A 15,925-nucleotide genomic window follows, 5' to 3' on the forward strand; every position below is an offset into this window, starting at 1 on the left:
TCCTTGTTCGGGGGTGCCGGGTGGGCGGCGTCCATCCTGGCACCGCGCCCGGATCCGTTCCGAATCCCGCGCGTGCGGGACGACGCACAACGAAACACTCCAAGTCGTCGGCGTCGCCCGCCATTCCCGAACGGCGGTCGCGATCTGGAGACCGTCGGGTCTTGCGGACGCGGCCTAGCGGTCGAAGAAGTCGCTGATCCCCGGCCACTGGAAGCCCTCGCCGAGGTTCCCGACCTGTTCGCCGAGGCCCCCGAGCGCCTGCTCCCCCTGCGCTGCCACGCCCTCGACACTGCCGCCGAGGTCACCGAGGCCGCCACCCACCGTGTCGCCGAGGCCGGCCGCGACGCCCTCGAAGTCCACGCCGAGGTCCGCCGCCTGCGCGAGCACCGGTCCCGCGGCTGCGCTCAGGACTGCGCCGCCGGCGACCGCGACCGCGAGGCCGCCGACCGCCAGGGCACCACCGCCGATCGCGGCGCCGCCGAGCACCTTGCGCATGGTCCCCGGACGGCTCGTCTCGCCACGTGTCGCAGTCCGGGCTAGACCTGCCGCGGAGGCATCGGTCCCCTGGTCGTGCTGCGGCAGTTCCGCGTTGAGCCGCTGCAGGACCTGCTGGCGCTGCCCCGGGGTGAGTCGGGCGAAGGCGTCGTGGTGGGCCTGCTCGAGGCGCTCGGGGTCCGCGGTCTTCAGCAGGTAGTCGTACTTCGCGATCGCGACGCGGTCGGCCTCGCTCGGTGCGCCGGTCCGGGGCTGGTGGTGGCCGATCGGGGGCTGCTGCTGGCGTCCGTGCGGCGACGGCGCGGGCTGCCCGTGCGGCTCCGCGTGCGGTTGCGTGCTGCGGTCGTCGCCGGTCAGCTTGTCCGCCGCCGTCCGGACCAGCCCCCGCCAATCGGTCCCGCCAGGATGAGCCGGCTGTCGGTACTGCTGCACGCCCCCGGGCTGCTGGCCGGAGCGCTTCTGGAGTTGCTTGTCGATGACCTTCGAGGCCATGCCGAGGATGCGGTTCAGGTTCGCCATGCCTTACCTTTGCGTCCACACATGGGCAGCCCCGGCGACGACCCGGTGGAACGGCGGTGCAGTCCCCCGACATCCCCTGTGAACGGCGAGAGAGGCGCGCCTGCGCTCGCGCCCCTGATGATCGTCACTCCGTGTCGACGTCTTCCGGCTTCGTCGGTCCGACGCCGCCGCCGCCGACGACGCCGCCGACGTCGTCTCGGTACGGGTGCCGGAGCGGCGCAGTGAGTTGCCAGGCGAACGCGCCGCAGAGCCCGACGGTGCCGAGCAGGACGAGCGCCAGGAACGGCACGAGGTGCGATCCGATGAAGTCCATGCCCTTGCGCCTTCCGAGCCATGATGTCACTGGAATACGTGTATCACGCCGGTAGGCTGGCCGTCGAGCGCGGAACCGCCGGACCGCGCTCGGAGCGAACGAGTGAAGCCCGGGACTGCACGAACAGTCCCGGGCTTCGGTTCGCTCTCCGAGTGGAGGGCCAGGGGAAGACACCGTTCCCCGAGTTCAGCACTCGGGAAGCAACCCTAGCCGAGCACGCGGTCCAGGAACGGGTTGCGGAAGCGCCCCTCCGGGTCGAGGTCCCGCGCCAGCGCCGAGAACGCCCCGAGCTGCGGGTAGACCTGGTGTAGCCGCTCCGGGCTCGCCGCCGCGACCTTGCCCCAGTGCGGGCGGGGACCGAACGGCGCGAGGGCGTTCTCGATGAGGGGCAGCGCGACCGCCACGTCCTCGGTCTGACGGCGGAACGTGAAGTGGAACGCGACCGAGTCCCGCCCGGAGCTCGGTGCGAGCCAGGCGTCGTCGGCGGCGATGCGACGGATCTCGGACACGAAGAGCACCGGGGCGATGGCGTCCCCGATCTCCCGGAGCGCCTGGATCGCGGGCACGGCGTTGCTCGCGTCGATCATGTACTCGGCCTGGATCTCCTCGCCCGCCGAGGGCGTGAACGACGACCGGAAGTGCGGCAGTCGCTCGTGCCAGGGGCCGGGCACGCCGCCCTGTTCGGTCACACCGGCGGTCTCGCTGCCGGGCACCGGGTGGATCGGTTCGGCACCGGCCACGGCACCGAGGGCGGCGAGGTCGATGACGGCGTCGTCGCGGTCCTCGCGCCGCTTGGTCCAGATCTGCCGGATGCCGTCGTCCGTGTAGCCGGTGAACATGCTGACGCTGTAGCCCGCGGACATGATCGACTCGAACTGCGCGTCGACGACGTCCCAGCCGAGCCCGGTGTGCACGGTCTGGGCGACCCGGTACGTCGGTTCGACGGCCAGGTGCACCGCGACGACGACCCCGAGCGCGCCGAGGGCGACCCGGTGTGCGTCGAGCCGGGGGTCGTCCACGCCGACGACCTCGACGTCGCCGGAGGCCCGGACGATCTCGAGTCCCACGACGGACTGGGCGAGCGACGCGTTCCCGACACCGGATCCGTGGGTGCCGGTCGCGACGGCGCCGGCGACGGAAATGTGCGGCAGGGACGCGAGGTTCGCGAGGGCCCAGCCACGGGCCTCCAGGCCGACGGCGACCTGGGCGTGCGTGAGGCCGGCAGCGACACGTGCCACGCGCCGGTCGGAGTCCACGTCGAGTTCGGGCGGGAGGCCCGTGAGCGTCACCTGCACCGCGTCGGTGTCGGCGATGGTGTTGAACGAGTGCCGTGACCCGAGCGCCGTCAAGCGCGGGGTCGAGGCGACCAGCCGCTGGAGGTCGGCCACGGTCGTCGGTTCTGCCAGGTGGCTCGCCGAGTAGGTGACGTTCCCCGCCCAGTTGGTGCGGGTGTGGGCTGCAGTGGTGGTGTCGTCGTCGATCACGTCGCTCATGGTAGGCCTCCCGACCTGACTCAGAAGCCCCGGTCGAGCCGGTGCCAGGTCTGCTGCGTGCGGACCTCGTCGCGGAAGCCGCGCAGCGTGGTGTGCTCGTCGATGACCAGGAACTCGGTGCCGATCATGGTGGCGAGGTCCTCGAGCACCTGGATGCCGACGGCGGTCGTCATCACGGTGTGGTGGGCGGCGCCGGCGCTGAGCCAGGCCTCGGCCGAGACGGGGAACGACGGCTGCGGCTCCCAGACGGCGCGGCCGACGGGCAGGTTGGGCAGCGCCTCGGTCGGCGGGACGACCTCGACGACGTTCGCGGTGAGGCGGAAGCCGTCGCGGGTGTCGCTCAGGGCGGCGACGACCGCGGGGCCGGCGTCGGCGGTGAAGACCAGGCGCACCGGGTCGTCCTTGCCGCCGATGCCGAGCGGGTGGATCTCGAGCGTCGGGGTCGACGAGGTCAGGGTCGGCGACACCTCGAGCATGTGCGCGCCCAGGATCTTCTCGGCGCCCGGGGTGAGGTCGTACGTGTAGTCCTCCATCAGGGAGGCGCCACCGGGCAGTCCGGCGCCGGCGACGTTCATCGCGCGGACCAGGACGGCCGTCTTCCAGTCCCCCTCGGCGCCGAAGCCGTACCCGTCGGCCATCAGTCGCTGGACGGCCAGGCCGGGCAGCTGCTTGAGCGTGCCGAGGTCCTCGAAGTTCGTGGTGAACGCGGCGGACCCGTTCTCGGCGAGCAGGGCGCGGAGTCCGAGTTCGATCGCGGCACCGTCGCGGAGCGAGCTGCGCCGCGCGCCACCGTCCTGCAGTTTCGGGACGAGCTCGTACGACTCGTCGTAGACGGCGACGAGCGCGTCGATGTCCTGCTCACGCGCGGCGGACACCGCCTCGGCCAGCTCGTTGACGGCCCAGGTGTTGACCTGCACGCCGAGCTCGATCTCGGCCTCGGTCTTGTCGCCCTCGGTGACGGCGACGTAGCGCATGTTGTCGCCGAAGCGCGTGAGCTTGAGCTCGCGGATCGCTGCGGCACCGGCGGCGGCGCGGGTCCAGTCGGCGACGCGCTGCTGCACGCGCGGGTCGCTCACGTGGCCGACGGCGGTGGCGTGCCGGACGCCCATGCGGGCGAGGGCGTAGCCGAACTCGCGGTCGCCGTGCGCGGCCTGGTTGAGGTTCATGAAGTCGAAGTCGATGTCCGCCCAGGGCAGCGTGACGTTCGCCTGCGTGTGCAGGTGCAGCAGCGGCTTGGTCAGCGCGTTGAGGCCGCCGATCCACATCTTGGCGGGGCTGAACGTGTGCATCCACGTCGTGACACCGATGACGTTGTCGTCCGCGCTGGCCTCGATGAGGGCGCGGCGGATGCCGTCGGCGTCCTTGAGCACGGGCTTCCACACGAGCTTGACCGGCAGTGCTCCGGCGAGCGACTCGTGCACCGCGCGGCTCTGCTCCTCGACCTGGCGGAGGGTCTCCTCGCCGTAGAGGCCCTGCGAGCCGGTGAGGAACCAGACCTCGTAGCGCTCGAGCGTGGCCTGGGGGTCGACGGCGTCCGTCGTGGTGGGGGTGTCCTGCGTCATCGCATGGCTCCTTCGGGGTTCTGTCCGTAGACGTTCTGGTATCGGTCGAAGAGGCGGTCGACGTCCTCGGGCGCGATCGGCACGAGGTCACCGCCCTGCTTCGCGATGTGGACCGTGCGGGCGACGTCCTCGCACATCACGGCGGCCTTGACGGCGTCCTTCGCGTCCTTGCCGATGGTGAAGACGCCGTGGTTCTGCATGAGCACGGCGCGGGACCGGTGGTCCTTGAGCGTCGCGACGATGCCCTGGCCGATCGAGTCGTCGCCGATGATCGCGAACGGGCCGACCGGGATCGGGCCGCCGAACTCGTCGGCCATAGCGGTGATCACGCAGGGGATCTCCTCGGCGCGGGCGGCCCAGGCGGTGGCGTAGGTGGAGTGGGTGTGCACGACACCGTTCACCTCGGGCATGTTGCGGTACACGAAGGCGTGCGCGGCGGTGTCGGAGGACGGACCGTGCGCGTTGCCCCAGCCCTCGGCCGGCACACCGTCGAGGGTGCAGACGACCTGGTTCTCGGGGGTCAGGTCCTCGCTGACGACGCCGCTCGGCTTGATGACGAACAGGTCGGTGCCGGGCACGCGCTCGGAGACGTTGCCGCCGGTCCAGATGACCAGCCCGTAGCGGACGAGTTCGCCGTGCAGTCGGGCCACGCGCTCCCGCGCTGCGGCGACGGCGGCCTTGGTGGTGTCGTCGGTCATCAGTTCACGTCCTGTTCCTGCTGGTGCGCGTCGGCGCTGCTGTCGTGTTCGGCCTGGAGGCTCGGCTCGGCTGCCGTCGTCGGCTCGCCGGTCGTCGTGGTCGCGCCCGGCGTCGTGGTCGCGCCCGGCGTCGTGGTCGCGCCCGGCGTCGTGGTCGCGCCCGGCGTCGTGGTCGCGCCCGCCGCGATCGCCTGGATCGGCAGCGCTGCCCGGAACCGGTCGAGGTACGTCGTGAACCCGTCGACGTCGCGCTGCTCCGGGTCGACGACGTCCGACGCCGCCGAACCGAACACGGTCGTGTCGAGGTACTCGGCGAGCGAGGTGTCGGCCGCGTGCTCCAGGTAGGCAGCGAGGACGGCGATGCCCCACGCCCCGCCCTCGCTGGCGGTGGCCTCGAGCGCGACGGGCACGCGGAGTGCGGCGGCGAGCTGGCGCTGCGGCAGGCCGGGCGTCCGGAAGAGTCCGCCGTGTGCGGTCATCCGGTCGACGGCGACGCCCTCGGCGTGCAGGACCTCCATGCCGATGGCGAGCGTCGCGAACGCGCCCATGAGTTCGGCGCGGACCAGGTTGCCGAGCGTGAACCGGGCGTCGGGGGCGCGGAGGAGCAGCGGTCGGCCGTCCTCGACACCGGTGACGGGTTCGCCGGCCAGGTAGTTGACGGCGAGCAGTCCGCCGGCGTCGGGGTCGGCGGTGGCGGCCTCGTCGAGCAGGGTGCGGAACACGGTGTCGGCGTCGGTCGGGCTGCCGGCGGCCTCGGCGAAGCGGCCGAAGACCCGCGCCCAGCTGCCGATCTCGCTGGCGCCGTTGTTGCAGTGCACCATCGCGACGGCGTCACCGGCGGGGGTGGTGACGACGTCGAGTTCCTCGTGCGGGGTGGACAGCGCGCGCTCGAGGACGACCATCGCGAAGATGCTCGTGCCGACGCTGACGTTGCCGGTGCGCTGCGCGACCGCGTTCGTGGCGACCATGCCGGTGCCGGCGTCACCCTCGGGCGGGCAGAGCGGGGCGCCGGGCTGCAGGGTGCCGGTGGGGTCGAGCCAGGCGGCGCCCGCAGGGGTCAGGTGGCCGGCGTCCTGGCCGGCGACGCGGACCTCGGGCAGGAGTGCACGGAGGTCGGGGAGCCCGATGAGGTCCTGTGCGGTGTCGAGCATGCGGGCGTCGTAGTCGCCGGTGGCCGGGTCGATCGGGAACACACCCGAGGCGTCCCCCACACCGAGGACGTCCTGCCCGGTGAGCTGCCGGTGCACGTACCCGGCGAGCGTCGTGATGCCCGTGGTCTGCGCGACGTGCTGCTCGTCGTCGAGGACGGCCTGGTACAGGTGCGCGATCGACCAGCGGAGCGGGATGTTGAAGCCGAGCGCATCGCTCAGGGCCGCGGCTGCCGGGCCGGTCGAGGTGTTGCGCCAGGTGCGGAAGGGCACGAGCAGCTCGCCGTCAGCGTCGAAGGGCAGGTAGCCGTGCATCATCGCCGAGACCCCGACGGCGCGGAACGTCGTCGGCACCGTGCCGTGCTGCGCCTGCAGGTCGGCGACCAGTGCGGCGTACGCGGCGCGGACGCCGGTCTCGACCGCTGCCAGCGGATAGGTCCAGCGACCGTCGACGAACTCGTTCTCCCACTCGTGGCTGCCGGAGGCGATGACGGTCAGGTCCGCACCCACCAGACACGCCTTGATGCGGGTCGACCCGAGTTCGATGCCGAGGGTCGTGCGGCCGTCCGCGATCTCGCGGGTCCGGTCGTCGCTCATGGTGGGCCTCCTGCTCTCGCCGTCGAGTGAGCGCTCACACCGTAGCGCGTGAGCGCTCACGTGGACAACTCGTCCGGCCGTGTCGCCGCCGAGCGCACCGGAGGGTGCCGGCGTCAGGCGCCGACGGTGCTCTCGCGGATGACGAGCGAGGGCGTGACCGATGCCGACGCGGCCGTCCCGCCGTCGATCAGCGCCAGGAGCGCCTGCCCGGCGACCCGGCCGAGCTCCTCGAGCCGCAGGTCCACCGTGGTCAGCGGCGGACGACTCGCCAGGGCCATCACGTCCCAGTCGTCGAAGCCGGTCACCGCGACGTCGCCGGGTACGGACCGTCCGGTCTCCCGCAGTCGGTCGCACACGCCACGGGCGATCTGGTCGCTGCCGCAGACGATCGCGTCGACGTCGGGCGCCTGGCGCGCGAGGACGTCCACGGCCTGTCGCCCCCAGCGCTCGGACCACTCGCCGAACAGCGGCGGTGCGACCAGGTGCGACCCGAGCACCGACGACGCGCCGTCCGTCCGACGCACCGCGGACCGGTGCCGTCCGGGTCCGGTGACGACGGCGACCCGCTGGCGCCCGAGTGAGCGGACGTGTGCGGCCACGAGCGCCGAACCGGCCGCGTCGTCGAGGGTGATCGAGACGTCGGCGTCGTCGGTGGAGGGGGTGAAGGCGTAGACGACCGGCATCGACACGTCGATCGGGGGCCGGGCGTCGGCGGAACGGCCGGTCACGATGACGCCGTCGACGCCGCGGGCCGCCAGGGAGCGCAGGTAGTGGGCCTCGCGCACGTGGTCGTCGCGGGTGTCGCAGAGCAGCACGGCCATCTGTCCGGCGGACAGGGCGTCCTCGGCACCGAGCAGCACCGGGATCGAGAACCGACCGAACGAGTCGGTGGTGATCATGCCGACCGTGTAGGTCCGCCCCGAGGACAGCGCGCGGGCCCGGGCGTCGCCGACGAACCCGAGCTTCTCGGCGGCGTCCTTCACGCGCTGGCGGGTGGTGTCACGCAGCTGTCCGGTGCCGTTGAGCGCCTTCGACGCGGTGCCGATCGACACCCCGGCGAGCGCGGCGACGTCGGTGATCCGGATCGGCTGACCGTTGCGTTCGAGCGTCACGGCAACCACCTTTCCGAGGTTCTGGACGTTCGCATGATCATACGCAAGCCGATGCACGAAGCCCTTGCGTGCCTCCCGTCCGTGTCGTAACGTCCACCGCAGAAAGCGTTTTCCGTCCCGCGACGATGCAGTCCGGACGGCACCAGTCACATCGCAAGGAGGCGACATGACCACCACGCTCGCGACCGACCGCGGCGAGCACACCGCGACCCCGGTCCTCCCGACCGCCGAGGCGCGCCTGACGCTCCGGCCGCTGCCCACCGGGGACGCCCGGATCACCGGGGGCTTCTGGGCGCTCCGACAGCAGCGCAACGGCCGCGACGCGATCCGCGGAGCCCACGCCCTGCTCGAGGCCGCCGGGAACTTCCGGAACCTCCGGATCGCCGCCGGGCTCGAGGAGGGCGAGGCGGTCGGCCCGGTCTTCATGGACTCCGACGTGACGAAGTGGCTCGAGGCAGTGGCGTGGGAGTACGGCCGCGCCCCGTCGGACGACCTGCTGGCGCTGCAGCGCGAGGTCACCACCCTGTACGCCCAGGCGCAGGCCGACGACGGCTACCTCGACTCCGTGCAGCAGATCCGGGGGAAGGGCGAGCGGTACACGGACCTCAAGTGGAGCCACGAGATGTACTGCGCCGGGCACCTGTACCAGGCGGCCGTGGCCCAGCACCGTGCCACCGGGGACGACGCGCTGCTCCAGGTCGCGATCCGGAACGCCGACCACCTGGTCCGCACGTTCGGCGACGGCCCCGGCCAGACCGTGGACGTCGACGGTCACCCCGTCGTCGAGATGGGCCTGGTCGAGCTGTTCCGCGAGACCGGCACCCGCGCCTACCTCGACCTGGCGCACTGGTTCGTCGACGCCCGCGGGCACGGCATCATCGAGCGGGCCGGCGGCGAGCCGACGTACTTCTCCGACCGGGTGCCGACCCGGCAGGCCACGACGGTGGAGGGCCACGCGGTCCGTGCCGTGTACCTGGCGGCCGGTGCGGTCGACGTCGCGATCGAGACCGGCGACACCGAGCTCCTCGCCGCGAGCGAGCGACAGTTCGCGGACATGATGGCGACGAAGGCGTTCATCACGGGTGGCCTCGGCGCCCGCTGGGACTGGGAGGCGTTCGGCGACCCGTACGAGCTGCCGACCGACCGCGGCTACGCCGAGACCTGCGCGGCCATCGGCGGGGTGCAGTGGGCCTGGCGCCTGCTGCTCGCGACCGGCAAGCCGGTCTACGCCGACGCGATCGAGCGCCTGCTGTACAACGCGTTCCTGGCGGGCGTGAGCCTCGGCGGCACCGAGTACTTCTACGTCAACCCGCTGCAGCAGCGCGACCACGCACACCAGGACGAGAACCGCTCCCCCGCCCACGGCCGTCGGGGCTGGTTCGACTGCGCCTGCTGCCCGCCGAACATCATGCGCACCTTCGCCAGCCTCGACGGCTACCTGGCGACAGCGACCGACGGCGGGCTGCAGGTCCACCAGTACGCGACCGCCTCGCTCGGCGTCGTCGAGGTCGAGACCGGGTACCCGCACGACGGCCGGGTGCGCATCACCGTCACCGAGGACGGACCACTCGCCCTCGGACTCCGGATCCCCGCCTGGTCGGACACCACGACCGTCACCGGTCCGGACGGCTCGGCGAGTCCGGCGGCCGGCACGCTGCACGTCATCGACCGCGAGTGGTCGGCCGGCGACACCGTCGAGCTCACCTTCGACACGACGCCGCACCGGTACGTCGCCGACGCCCGCATCGATGCCGCCCGCGGGCAGGTCGCCATCGAACGCGGTCCGCTCGTCTACGCCGTCGAGCAGGCGGACCAGCAGGGCTTCACGGTCGACGACCTGACGGTGGACCCGGCGGCGCCGATCACCGAAGCGCACCGCGACGACCTGCTCGACGGGGTCGTCACGCTACGGGTCCCGGGGCACGCACCGGCCGAGCACGTGCAGCCGGCGTGGCCGTACCGGCGGCTGGACGGGCCGGGAGGGACGGATCGCGCGGGCGAGGCGACCAGCGTCGACGACGTGGCCGGGTCTGCGGACGCGACCACGGGCCTCCCGGCAGCTCGTGAGGTCACCGCGACCGCCGTCCCGTACTACGCGTGGGCGAACCGAGGGGCCGCGCCGATGCGCGTCTGGCTCCCGCTGGCACGGTGACGTCGTGGACCGCAGGTCGTTCCTCGTCGGCGGGGTCGCCGGTGCGGCAGCCCTCGGCCTGGCCGGGTGCTCCGGCAGCCTGCCGAAGGTCGTCGCGAAGCCGGCCGTCTTCGGCAAGGGCGCGACCGGCACCGTGCAGGTCTGGTGCCGGTCCGCGACCCAGGCCGGTCTGACCTCGGCCGTCGCCGGCTTCAACCGCGCGAACCCGGAGTTGCAGGTCCAGCTCACCCCGGTGCCGGACGCGCAGTACGTGACGAAGCTCGCGACCGCGATCCGTGGCGGGACACCGCCGGACGTCGTGGACATCGACGACATCAACTCGCAGCTGTTCATCTTCCGCGACGCGTTCGCCGACCTGACCGACGTGGTGCAGGACCTCGACTACGTCGATGCGATCTCCCCCGGCCACCTGCGCCTGCTCGAGTACCGCGGCCGGTACTACGGGCTGCCGTACCTGGCGGACAACTCGCAGCTGTTCGTGAACACCGAGCTGTTCGAGCGTGCGGGCCTCGACGTCCAGGAGTCGACGAAGGACCTGTCCACGCTGCTCGACGCAGCGAAGGCGATCCGGAAGACCGGCGACGACGTGTACGGCTGGTCGATCTCCGGCAACGCCGCCGGCATCATCGGCTTCGTCACCCAGCCGCACGTGTGGGCGACCGGCGTCGACATGATGTCCGGCGAGGTCGGCTCGCAACGGGCGAACATCGTCGGCAACGAGGCCCTGGAACGGATGCTCGAGTTCTACCGGCAGCTCTGGGAGGACGGGGTGCTGTCGAAGGCGACCTACTCCGATGCCGGCACCACGTGGGGCGCGGACTTCCGGGCCGGCAAGGTCGGCATCTTCCCCACCTCGTACGGGGCCACCGTGCCCGCGGCGACGAAGGCGATGCGGGCGAAGATGCAGACCGTGCTCATCCCGTCGTGGGACGGCAAGCGGTCGTTCTTCGACGGCGGCGACAACATGTGCATCCCGAACGGGGCGGCGAACCCGTCCGGGGGTTGGGCGTTCATGCAGTACGCCAACGGGCTCCGGCAGCAGCAGGCGCTGCCGGACGGCGGGTACTTCCCGACCCGGTCCGACGCCGCCACGCCGGAGTACCGGAAGCGGTTCCCGCTGGCCTCCGGGCCGCTGGACTCCTTCGAGAAGGGCTACGCGCCGCGGACGCTGGCGTACAACCTGCTCAACAACCAGCCGTCGTCGCCGTACTTCGCGATGTTCCGCGAGGCCGTGTTCGGCTCGGGGAGCGCTGCCGCCATGCGGACGGCGCAGTCCGACTACCAGCGGATCCTCGACCAGGTCCAGGCCTGAGCCTCCTCGTCCCGCTCCCGCTCGTCTCGCTCGTCTCGCTCTCGTTGATGCACAGAGAGGTGCACGCATGTCGACCATCTCCACCCGGCGCCCCGCCGGCCGGACCGGTGTCGGCCGTCCCACCGTGGGCCGCGGCCCCGGCGGCGGCCCGGCTCGGCCCCGCAACTCGCTCACCCACCCACCCCGGACCGGCGCCGTGCTCGTCGCGCCGGCGATCCTGTTCGTCGCCGTCTTCGTGCTCGTGCCGCTCGTGTTCGCGCTGTACATCTCGTTCACGAACTGGCCGCTGATCGGGTCGTACCGGTTCATCGGGTTGCAGAACTACCTGACGCTGTTCCAGGACCCGACGTTCGTGCACGCGATCCTGTACACGCTGCTCTACACGGCGATCGTGACCCTGCCGATCCTGGCGCTCGGGTACTTCCTCGCCGTGCTCGTCCGGGCACGTCGCCGCGGCAGCACCGTGCTGCGGACGGTGTTCTTCCTGCCCTACGTGGTCGGACTGACGACGCTGTCGTTCATGCTCGTCCTCGAGGCGCAGCCGAACTCGGGCGCCGTGAACCTCGTGCTCCGCTGGCTCGGGATCACCGACGGCAGCACCGCGTGGCTCGTCAACGGTCCGCTGGCGACGGTGCTCATCTGCGTGCTCGTGGTCTGGGCGGTGTCCGGGCTGACGATGGTGCTGCTCATGTCGGCGATGCAGGGCGTCCCCGACGAGGTCTACGAGTCCGCGCAGCTCGAAGGCGCGTCGTGGTGGCAGACCGAGCGGCTCATCACCATCCCGATGATCCGCTCGACCATCGCGCTGAGCGTCATCATCTCGGTCATCGGGTCGCTGCTGGCGTTCAACCAGTTCTACATCCTGACCCAGGGCGGGCCGGGGACCGAGACCACGACCATCGTCAACGCGATCTACAACCGCGGGTTCGTGAACCTGCAGCTCGGGGCCGCGACCGCCCAGTCGATCGCCCTGGTCGTGGTGATCGCCGCCGTCACGGTGGTCCAGTTCTGGGCACTGCGAGAGAAGGACTGACGCCATGAGCACCACGACCTCCCGTGCCGCCCTCGGGGCGCCGGACCTGTCCACCCGCACCCTGACCACCACCGGCGACGGGCGCCGTCACCGCCACCAGCAGGGCAGCGTCCAGCACCCGCGCGACACCGCGGTCAAGCGCACCCTCTACGCGATCGCCGGCGTCGGGTCCGCGCTGGTGTTCGGCGTCCCGCTGCTCTGGTCGATCCTGCGGGCGTTCCAGTCCGAGGCCGTCATCACCCAGGCACCCGACCCGGCGACGTTCTTCCAGCTCGGGTGGCAGAACTTCGCCGCCGTGTTCTCGTCGTCGTCACACCTGCTGACCGGTGTCGTCAACTCGCTCGTCGTGTCGATCGCCACGGCGGTGCTCACCGCGGTGATCGCGACGATGGCCGGGTACGGGTTCGCGCGCTTCCGGTTCCGCGGGTCCGGCGTCGTCTTCGGGCTGGTGCTGCTGACGATGATGGTGCCGTTCCAGGCGATCCTGACGCCGCTCTACCTCGAGCTCAACGCGATGAAGCTCACGAACTCGCTGCTCGGGCTCGTGTTGTTCTACACCACGGTGAACCTGCCGTTCGGGGTGTTCGTGATGCGGAACGCCTTCCAGTCGATCCCGACCGAGCTCGAGGACTCGGCCTTCGTCGACGGGGCCTCGCGTTTCCGGGTCGTCGTCTCCGTCCTCCGCCCGCTGCTCCTGCCCGGGGCGGCGACCGCGGCGCTGTACGCGTTCCTGGCGTCGTGGACCGAGTTCCTCGGAGCGCTGACGTTCCTGACGAAGGACTCGCTGTACACGCTGCCGGTGGCGCTGCTCAACCTGCAGACCGGGGCGTACGGGCAGGTGTCCTACGGCAACCTCGTCGCCGGGTCGGTCGTGGCGATGATCCCGTGCATCGCGCTCTACGTCGGACTGCAGCGGTTCTACGTCGCCGGGTTGTCGTCGGGCGCGTTGAAGGGCTGACGACCGGGCTGGCGAGACCGGTCGGACGAGCAGCGGGGGCGGGCACCGGTCGGTGTCCGCCCCCGCTGCGTGCGCTCACGTGCTGCGCCGGACCACCAGCTCGGGCTGCAGCAGGGCGTCGTCGTGCTGACCGCCCTCGAGCAGCGCCCGCGCCGAGGCGAGCACCCGCTCCCCCATCGCCTGGAAGTCCTGGCGGACGGTCGTCAGCGGCGGGGTGAAGTGCGCCGCCTCCGGCACGTCGTCGAAGCCGATCACCGCGACGTCGTCCGGCACCCGCAGTCCTTCTTCGGCGAAGGCGTGCAGGACGCCGAGCGCCATCTGGTCGTTCCCGGCGAACACCGCGTCGACCGCGGGGACGTCCATCGCCCGGCCGGCCGCGAAGCCACTCGCCGGGGTCCAGTCGCCCTCGAACACGACCGGGGTCAGGCCACGGGCACGCATGGTCCGGTCGTAGGTCGCACGACGCACCTCGGCCTCCTGCGAGACGGTCGGCCCGGCGATGTGCACGATCCGGCGGTGCCCCAGGGCGAACAGGTGCTCCAGCGCCAGGGTCGCACCCGCGGCCTGGTCGATGGCGACCGCGGAGATCGTCGCTCCGCCGCTGCCCGGCACGACCAGGTCGGTCGGCAGGGCGTCGCGCTGGACGGCGTTCGCGACGACGACGGGCACCGTCACCGGCAGCGTCAGCGACGCGAGGGCGTCGAGCACCCGGTTGTCGGCGGCGACGAGGACGACCGCGGCGACGTCCTGCGCCAGCAGGGTCGACAGCGCTTCGGAGAGGTCGGCGGGCTTCGGGTCGTCCGGCAGGGTCGAGAGGAGCACGTGGTACCCGGCTGTCCGGGCGGCGCGTTCGAAGCCGATCGCGGTGCTCGACGGTCCGTAGAGCGCATCGCCCGCGCTGACCAGTCCGAGGGCTCGGCTACGGCCGCCGGCGAGGGCCCGGGCCGCTGCCCGGGGTCGGTAGCCGAGGGCGGTGACGGCGTCGGTGACCTTGGTCCGGAACTGCTCCCGGACGGTCGGGTCCCCGTTGATCACGCGGGAGACGGTCTGGTGGGAGACGCCGGCCCGTTCGGCGACGTCGAAGATCGTCGGGGCCTTGCGTCCCCTGCCGTTCGGCGTCGCGGTCGTCGTCATCCGGTCACCGTACCGCGACACCAGTTCGGGGACACGACATCCCGATCCGGTCTCGACGAGTTGACACCGCTCGGCGGAGACCACATGATGTGAGCGCTCACTTGGAGCATCACATCCCCAGCGGGACACAGCAGCCCCGCACCTGAACGCGTCGATGTCGACGCGAGAGGAACAGAGGTACTTCGATGAAGAAGCGCAGGATCGTCGCGGGCGTCGCAGCCCTCGGCCTCGCTCTCTCCCTGGCCGCTTGCTCCGCCGGCGGTGGTCGTTCCGCGACCGGCGACGGTGGCAGCAGCACCGACAACAAGGGCGCCCTCGTCGGCGTCGCGATGCCCACGAAGGTGTCGGAGCGCTGGATCAAGGACGGCAACGCCGTCAAGAGCGACCTCGAGAAGAAGGGCTACAAGGTCGACCTCGAGTACGCAGACAACAAGATCCCGCAGCAGGTCCAGCAGGTCAGCAACATGATCACGAAGGGCGCGAAGGTCCTCATCGTCGCGTCCATCGACGGTGGTTCGCTGTCCGACCAGCTCGACGCCGCCGCCAAGGCCGGCATCAAGGTGATCTCCTACGACCGCCTGCTCACCGGCTCGAAGAACGTCGACTACTACGTCTCGTTCGACAACGAGAAGGTCGGCGTCGACCAGGCCACCTCGCTCCTCACCGGGCTGGGTGTGCTCGACGCGGACGGCAAGAAGACCGGCAAGAAGGGTCCGTTCAACATCGAGGTGTTCGCCGGCTCGCCCGACGACAACAACGCCACGTTCTTCTTCAACGGCGCGATGAAGACCCTCAAGCCGTACATCGAGGACGGCACCATCAAGATCGGCTCCGGCCAGGACGGCTTCACGCAGGCCGCCACGCAGCAGTGGGACCCGGCGATGGCCAAGGCCCGCATGCAGAACCTGGTCGCGAAGTCCTACTCGGGCGGCACCGTGCTGAACGGCGTGCTCTCCCCCTACGACGGCATGTCGATCGGCATCATCTCGGCACTGCAGGGCGCCGGCTACGGCACCAGCAGCCGTCCGCTCCCGACCATCACGGGTCAGGACGCCGAAGCCGCGTCGGTCAAGTCGATCATCAACGACCAGCAGTACTCGACCATCTACAAGGACACGCGCAAGCTGGCGACCCAGTCCGTGACGATGGCTGACGACCTGCTGACGGGCAAGAAGCCCGAGGTCAACGACACCAAGAGCTACGACAACAAGGTCAAGGTCGTCCCGACCTACCTGTTCCAGCCGACGGTCGTCACGAAGGACAACTACAAGAAGGTCCTCGTCGACTCCGGCTACTACAAGGAATCCGACCTCCAGTAGGTCGCACCCCTCTGACGGACCGGAGGCGCGGCGCGGTCCCGCACCGCGCCTCCGGTCTGTCCTCCCCCTATTTCTTCGAG

13 protein-coding genes are annotated in these 15,925 nt (G+C 71.2%); 5 read left to right on the top strand and 8 right to left on the bottom strand.

Annotation, left to right across the window (positions count from 1 at the left end; genetic code table 11):
• Positions 1-174 precede the first annotated feature (174 nt).
• The 7 genes from DEI97_RS12770 to DEI97_RS12800 all read right to left on the bottom strand — a co-directional run bounded on the left by DEI97_RS12770 (position 175) and on the right by DEI97_RS12800 (position 7,937).
• A complete protein-coding gene (locus DEI97_RS12770; protein ID WP_111074757.1) occupies positions 175-1,014 on the bottom strand; it encodes a cation-transporting ATPase in 840 nt (279 codons plus the stop codon).
• A 124-nt stretch (positions 1,015-1,138) separates the two neighbouring features.
• Positions 1,139-1,327 (bottom strand): hypothetical protein, encoded by a 189-nt coding sequence (locus tag DEI97_RS12775; RefSeq protein WP_111074758.1) that lies wholly within the window; start codon positions 1,325-1,327, stop codon positions 1,139-1,141.
• Positions 1,328-1,533: 206 nt separating this feature from the next.
• Positions 1,534-2,811: a D-arabinono-1,4-lactone oxidase gene (locus DEI97_RS12780; protein ID WP_258376694.1), complete on the bottom strand. Its 1,278-nt coding sequence runs from the start codon at positions 2,809-2,811 to the stop codon at positions 1,534-1,536.
• A 29-nt stretch (positions 2,812-2,840) separates the two neighbouring features.
• Positions 2,841-4,382 (bottom strand): L-arabinose isomerase, encoded by a 1,542-nt coding sequence (gene araA, locus DEI97_RS12785; RefSeq protein WP_111074760.1) that lies wholly within the window; start codon positions 4,380-4,382, stop codon positions 2,841-2,843.
• Entirely contained in the window at positions 4,379-5,080 is a 702-nt protein-coding gene (locus DEI97_RS12790) for an L-ribulose-5-phosphate 4-epimerase (protein WP_111074761.1), read from the bottom strand. The genes araA and DEI97_RS12790 overlap by 4 nt, the downstream gene beginning before the upstream one ends.
• Complete coding sequence (locus DEI97_RS12795; RefSeq protein ID WP_111074762.1) at positions 5,080-6,825, bottom strand: xylulokinase; 1,746 nt, start codon at positions 6,823-6,825, stop codon at positions 5,080-5,082. The genes DEI97_RS12790 and DEI97_RS12795 overlap by 1 nt, the downstream gene beginning before the upstream one ends.
• A 113-nt stretch (positions 6,826-6,938) precedes the next feature.
• Positions 6,939-7,937 (bottom strand): LacI family DNA-binding transcriptional regulator, encoded by a 999-nt coding sequence (locus DEI97_RS12800; RefSeq protein ID WP_111074763.1) that lies wholly within the window; start codon positions 7,935-7,937, stop codon positions 6,939-6,941.
• A 166-nt stretch (positions 7,938-8,103) separates the two neighbouring features.
• On the opposite strand from DEI97_RS12800, the gene DEI97_RS12805 reads away from it, so the two are divergent.
• From DEI97_RS12805 to DEI97_RS12820, 4 genes are all read left to right on the top strand, one after another.
• A complete protein-coding gene (locus tag DEI97_RS12805) occupies positions 8,104-10,089 on the top strand; it encodes a glycoside hydrolase family 127 protein (protein ID WP_111074764.1) in 1,986 nt (661 codons plus the stop codon).
• A gap of 4 nt (positions 10,090-10,093) precedes the next feature.
• A complete protein-coding gene (locus DEI97_RS12810) occupies positions 10,094-11,401 on the top strand; it encodes an ABC transporter substrate-binding protein (RefSeq protein ID WP_111074765.1) in 1,308 nt (435 codons plus the stop codon).
• Between the two features lie 67 nt (positions 11,402-11,468).
• Positions 11,469-12,434, top strand: coding sequence for a carbohydrate ABC transporter permease (locus DEI97_RS12815; protein WP_111074766.1), 966 nt, complete (start codon positions 11,469-11,471; stop codon positions 12,432-12,434).
• Positions 12,435-12,438: 4 nt separating this feature from the next.
• The gene (locus DEI97_RS12820) at positions 12,439-13,392 is read left to right on the top strand and encodes a carbohydrate ABC transporter permease (protein WP_111074767.1); all 954 of its coding nucleotides are present in this window, start codon (positions 12,439-12,441) and stop codon (positions 13,390-13,392) included.
• A 75-nt stretch (positions 13,393-13,467) separates the two neighbouring features.
• Here DEI97_RS12820 and DEI97_RS12825 read toward each other — a convergent pair whose 3' ends face one another.
• Positions 13,468-14,526: a LacI family DNA-binding transcriptional regulator gene (locus DEI97_RS12825; RefSeq protein ID WP_146248131.1), complete on the bottom strand. Its 1,059-nt coding sequence runs from the start codon at positions 14,524-14,526 to the stop codon at positions 13,468-13,470.
• A gap of 185 nt (positions 14,527-14,711) precedes the next feature.
• Between DEI97_RS12825 and chvE the strand changes: the two genes are divergently transcribed.
• A complete protein-coding gene (gene chvE, locus DEI97_RS12830) occupies positions 14,712-15,845 on the top strand; it encodes a multiple monosaccharide ABC transporter substrate-binding protein (protein ID WP_111074769.1) in 1,134 nt (377 codons plus the stop codon).
• The last annotated feature ends 80 nt before the right edge of the window (positions 15,846-15,925 follow it).

The sequence above is a fragment of the Curtobacterium sp. MCLR17_032 genome, from assembly GCF_003234795.2.
GTDB lineage: Bacteria > Actinomycetota > Actinomycetes > Actinomycetales > Microbacteriaceae > Curtobacterium.

Excerpts from the sequence above, each read along its gene's own strand:
- DEI97_RS12770 (WP_111074757.1), bottom strand. The coding sequence starts at position 1,014 with ATGGCGAACCTGAACCGCATCCTCGGCATGGCCTCGAAGGTCATCGAC.
- DEI97_RS12775 (WP_111074758.1), bottom strand. The coding sequence starts at position 1,327 with ATGGACTTCATCGGATCGCACCTCGTGCCGTTCCTGGCGCTCGTCCTG.
- araA (WP_111074760.1), bottom strand. The coding sequence starts at position 4,382 with ATGACGCAGGACACCCCCACCACGACGGACGCCGTCGACCCCCAGGCC.
- DEI97_RS12790 (WP_111074761.1), bottom strand. The coding sequence starts at position 5,080 with ATGACCGACGACACCACCAAGGCCGCCGTCGCCGCAGCGCGGGAGCGC.
- DEI97_RS12795 (WP_111074762.1), bottom strand. The coding sequence starts at position 6,825 with ATGAGCGACGACCGGACCCGCGAGATCGCGGACGGCCGCACGACCCTC.
- DEI97_RS12805 (WP_111074764.1), top strand. The coding sequence starts at position 8,104 with ATGACCACCACGCTCGCGACCGACCGCGGCGAGCACACCGCGACCCCG.
- DEI97_RS12815 (WP_111074766.1), top strand. The coding sequence starts at position 11,469 with ATGTCGACCATCTCCACCCGGCGCCCCGCCGGCCGGACCGGTGTCGGC.
- DEI97_RS12820 (WP_111074767.1), top strand. The coding sequence starts at position 12,439 with ATGAGCACCACGACCTCCCGTGCCGCCCTCGGGGCGCCGGACCTGTCC.
- DEI97_RS12825 (WP_146248131.1), bottom strand. The coding sequence starts at position 14,526 with ATGACGACGACCGCGACGCCGAACGGCAGGGGACGCAAGGCCCCGACG.
- chvE (WP_111074769.1), top strand. The coding sequence starts at position 14,712 with ATGAAGAAGCGCAGGATCGTCGCGGGCGTCGCAGCCCTCGGCCTCGCT.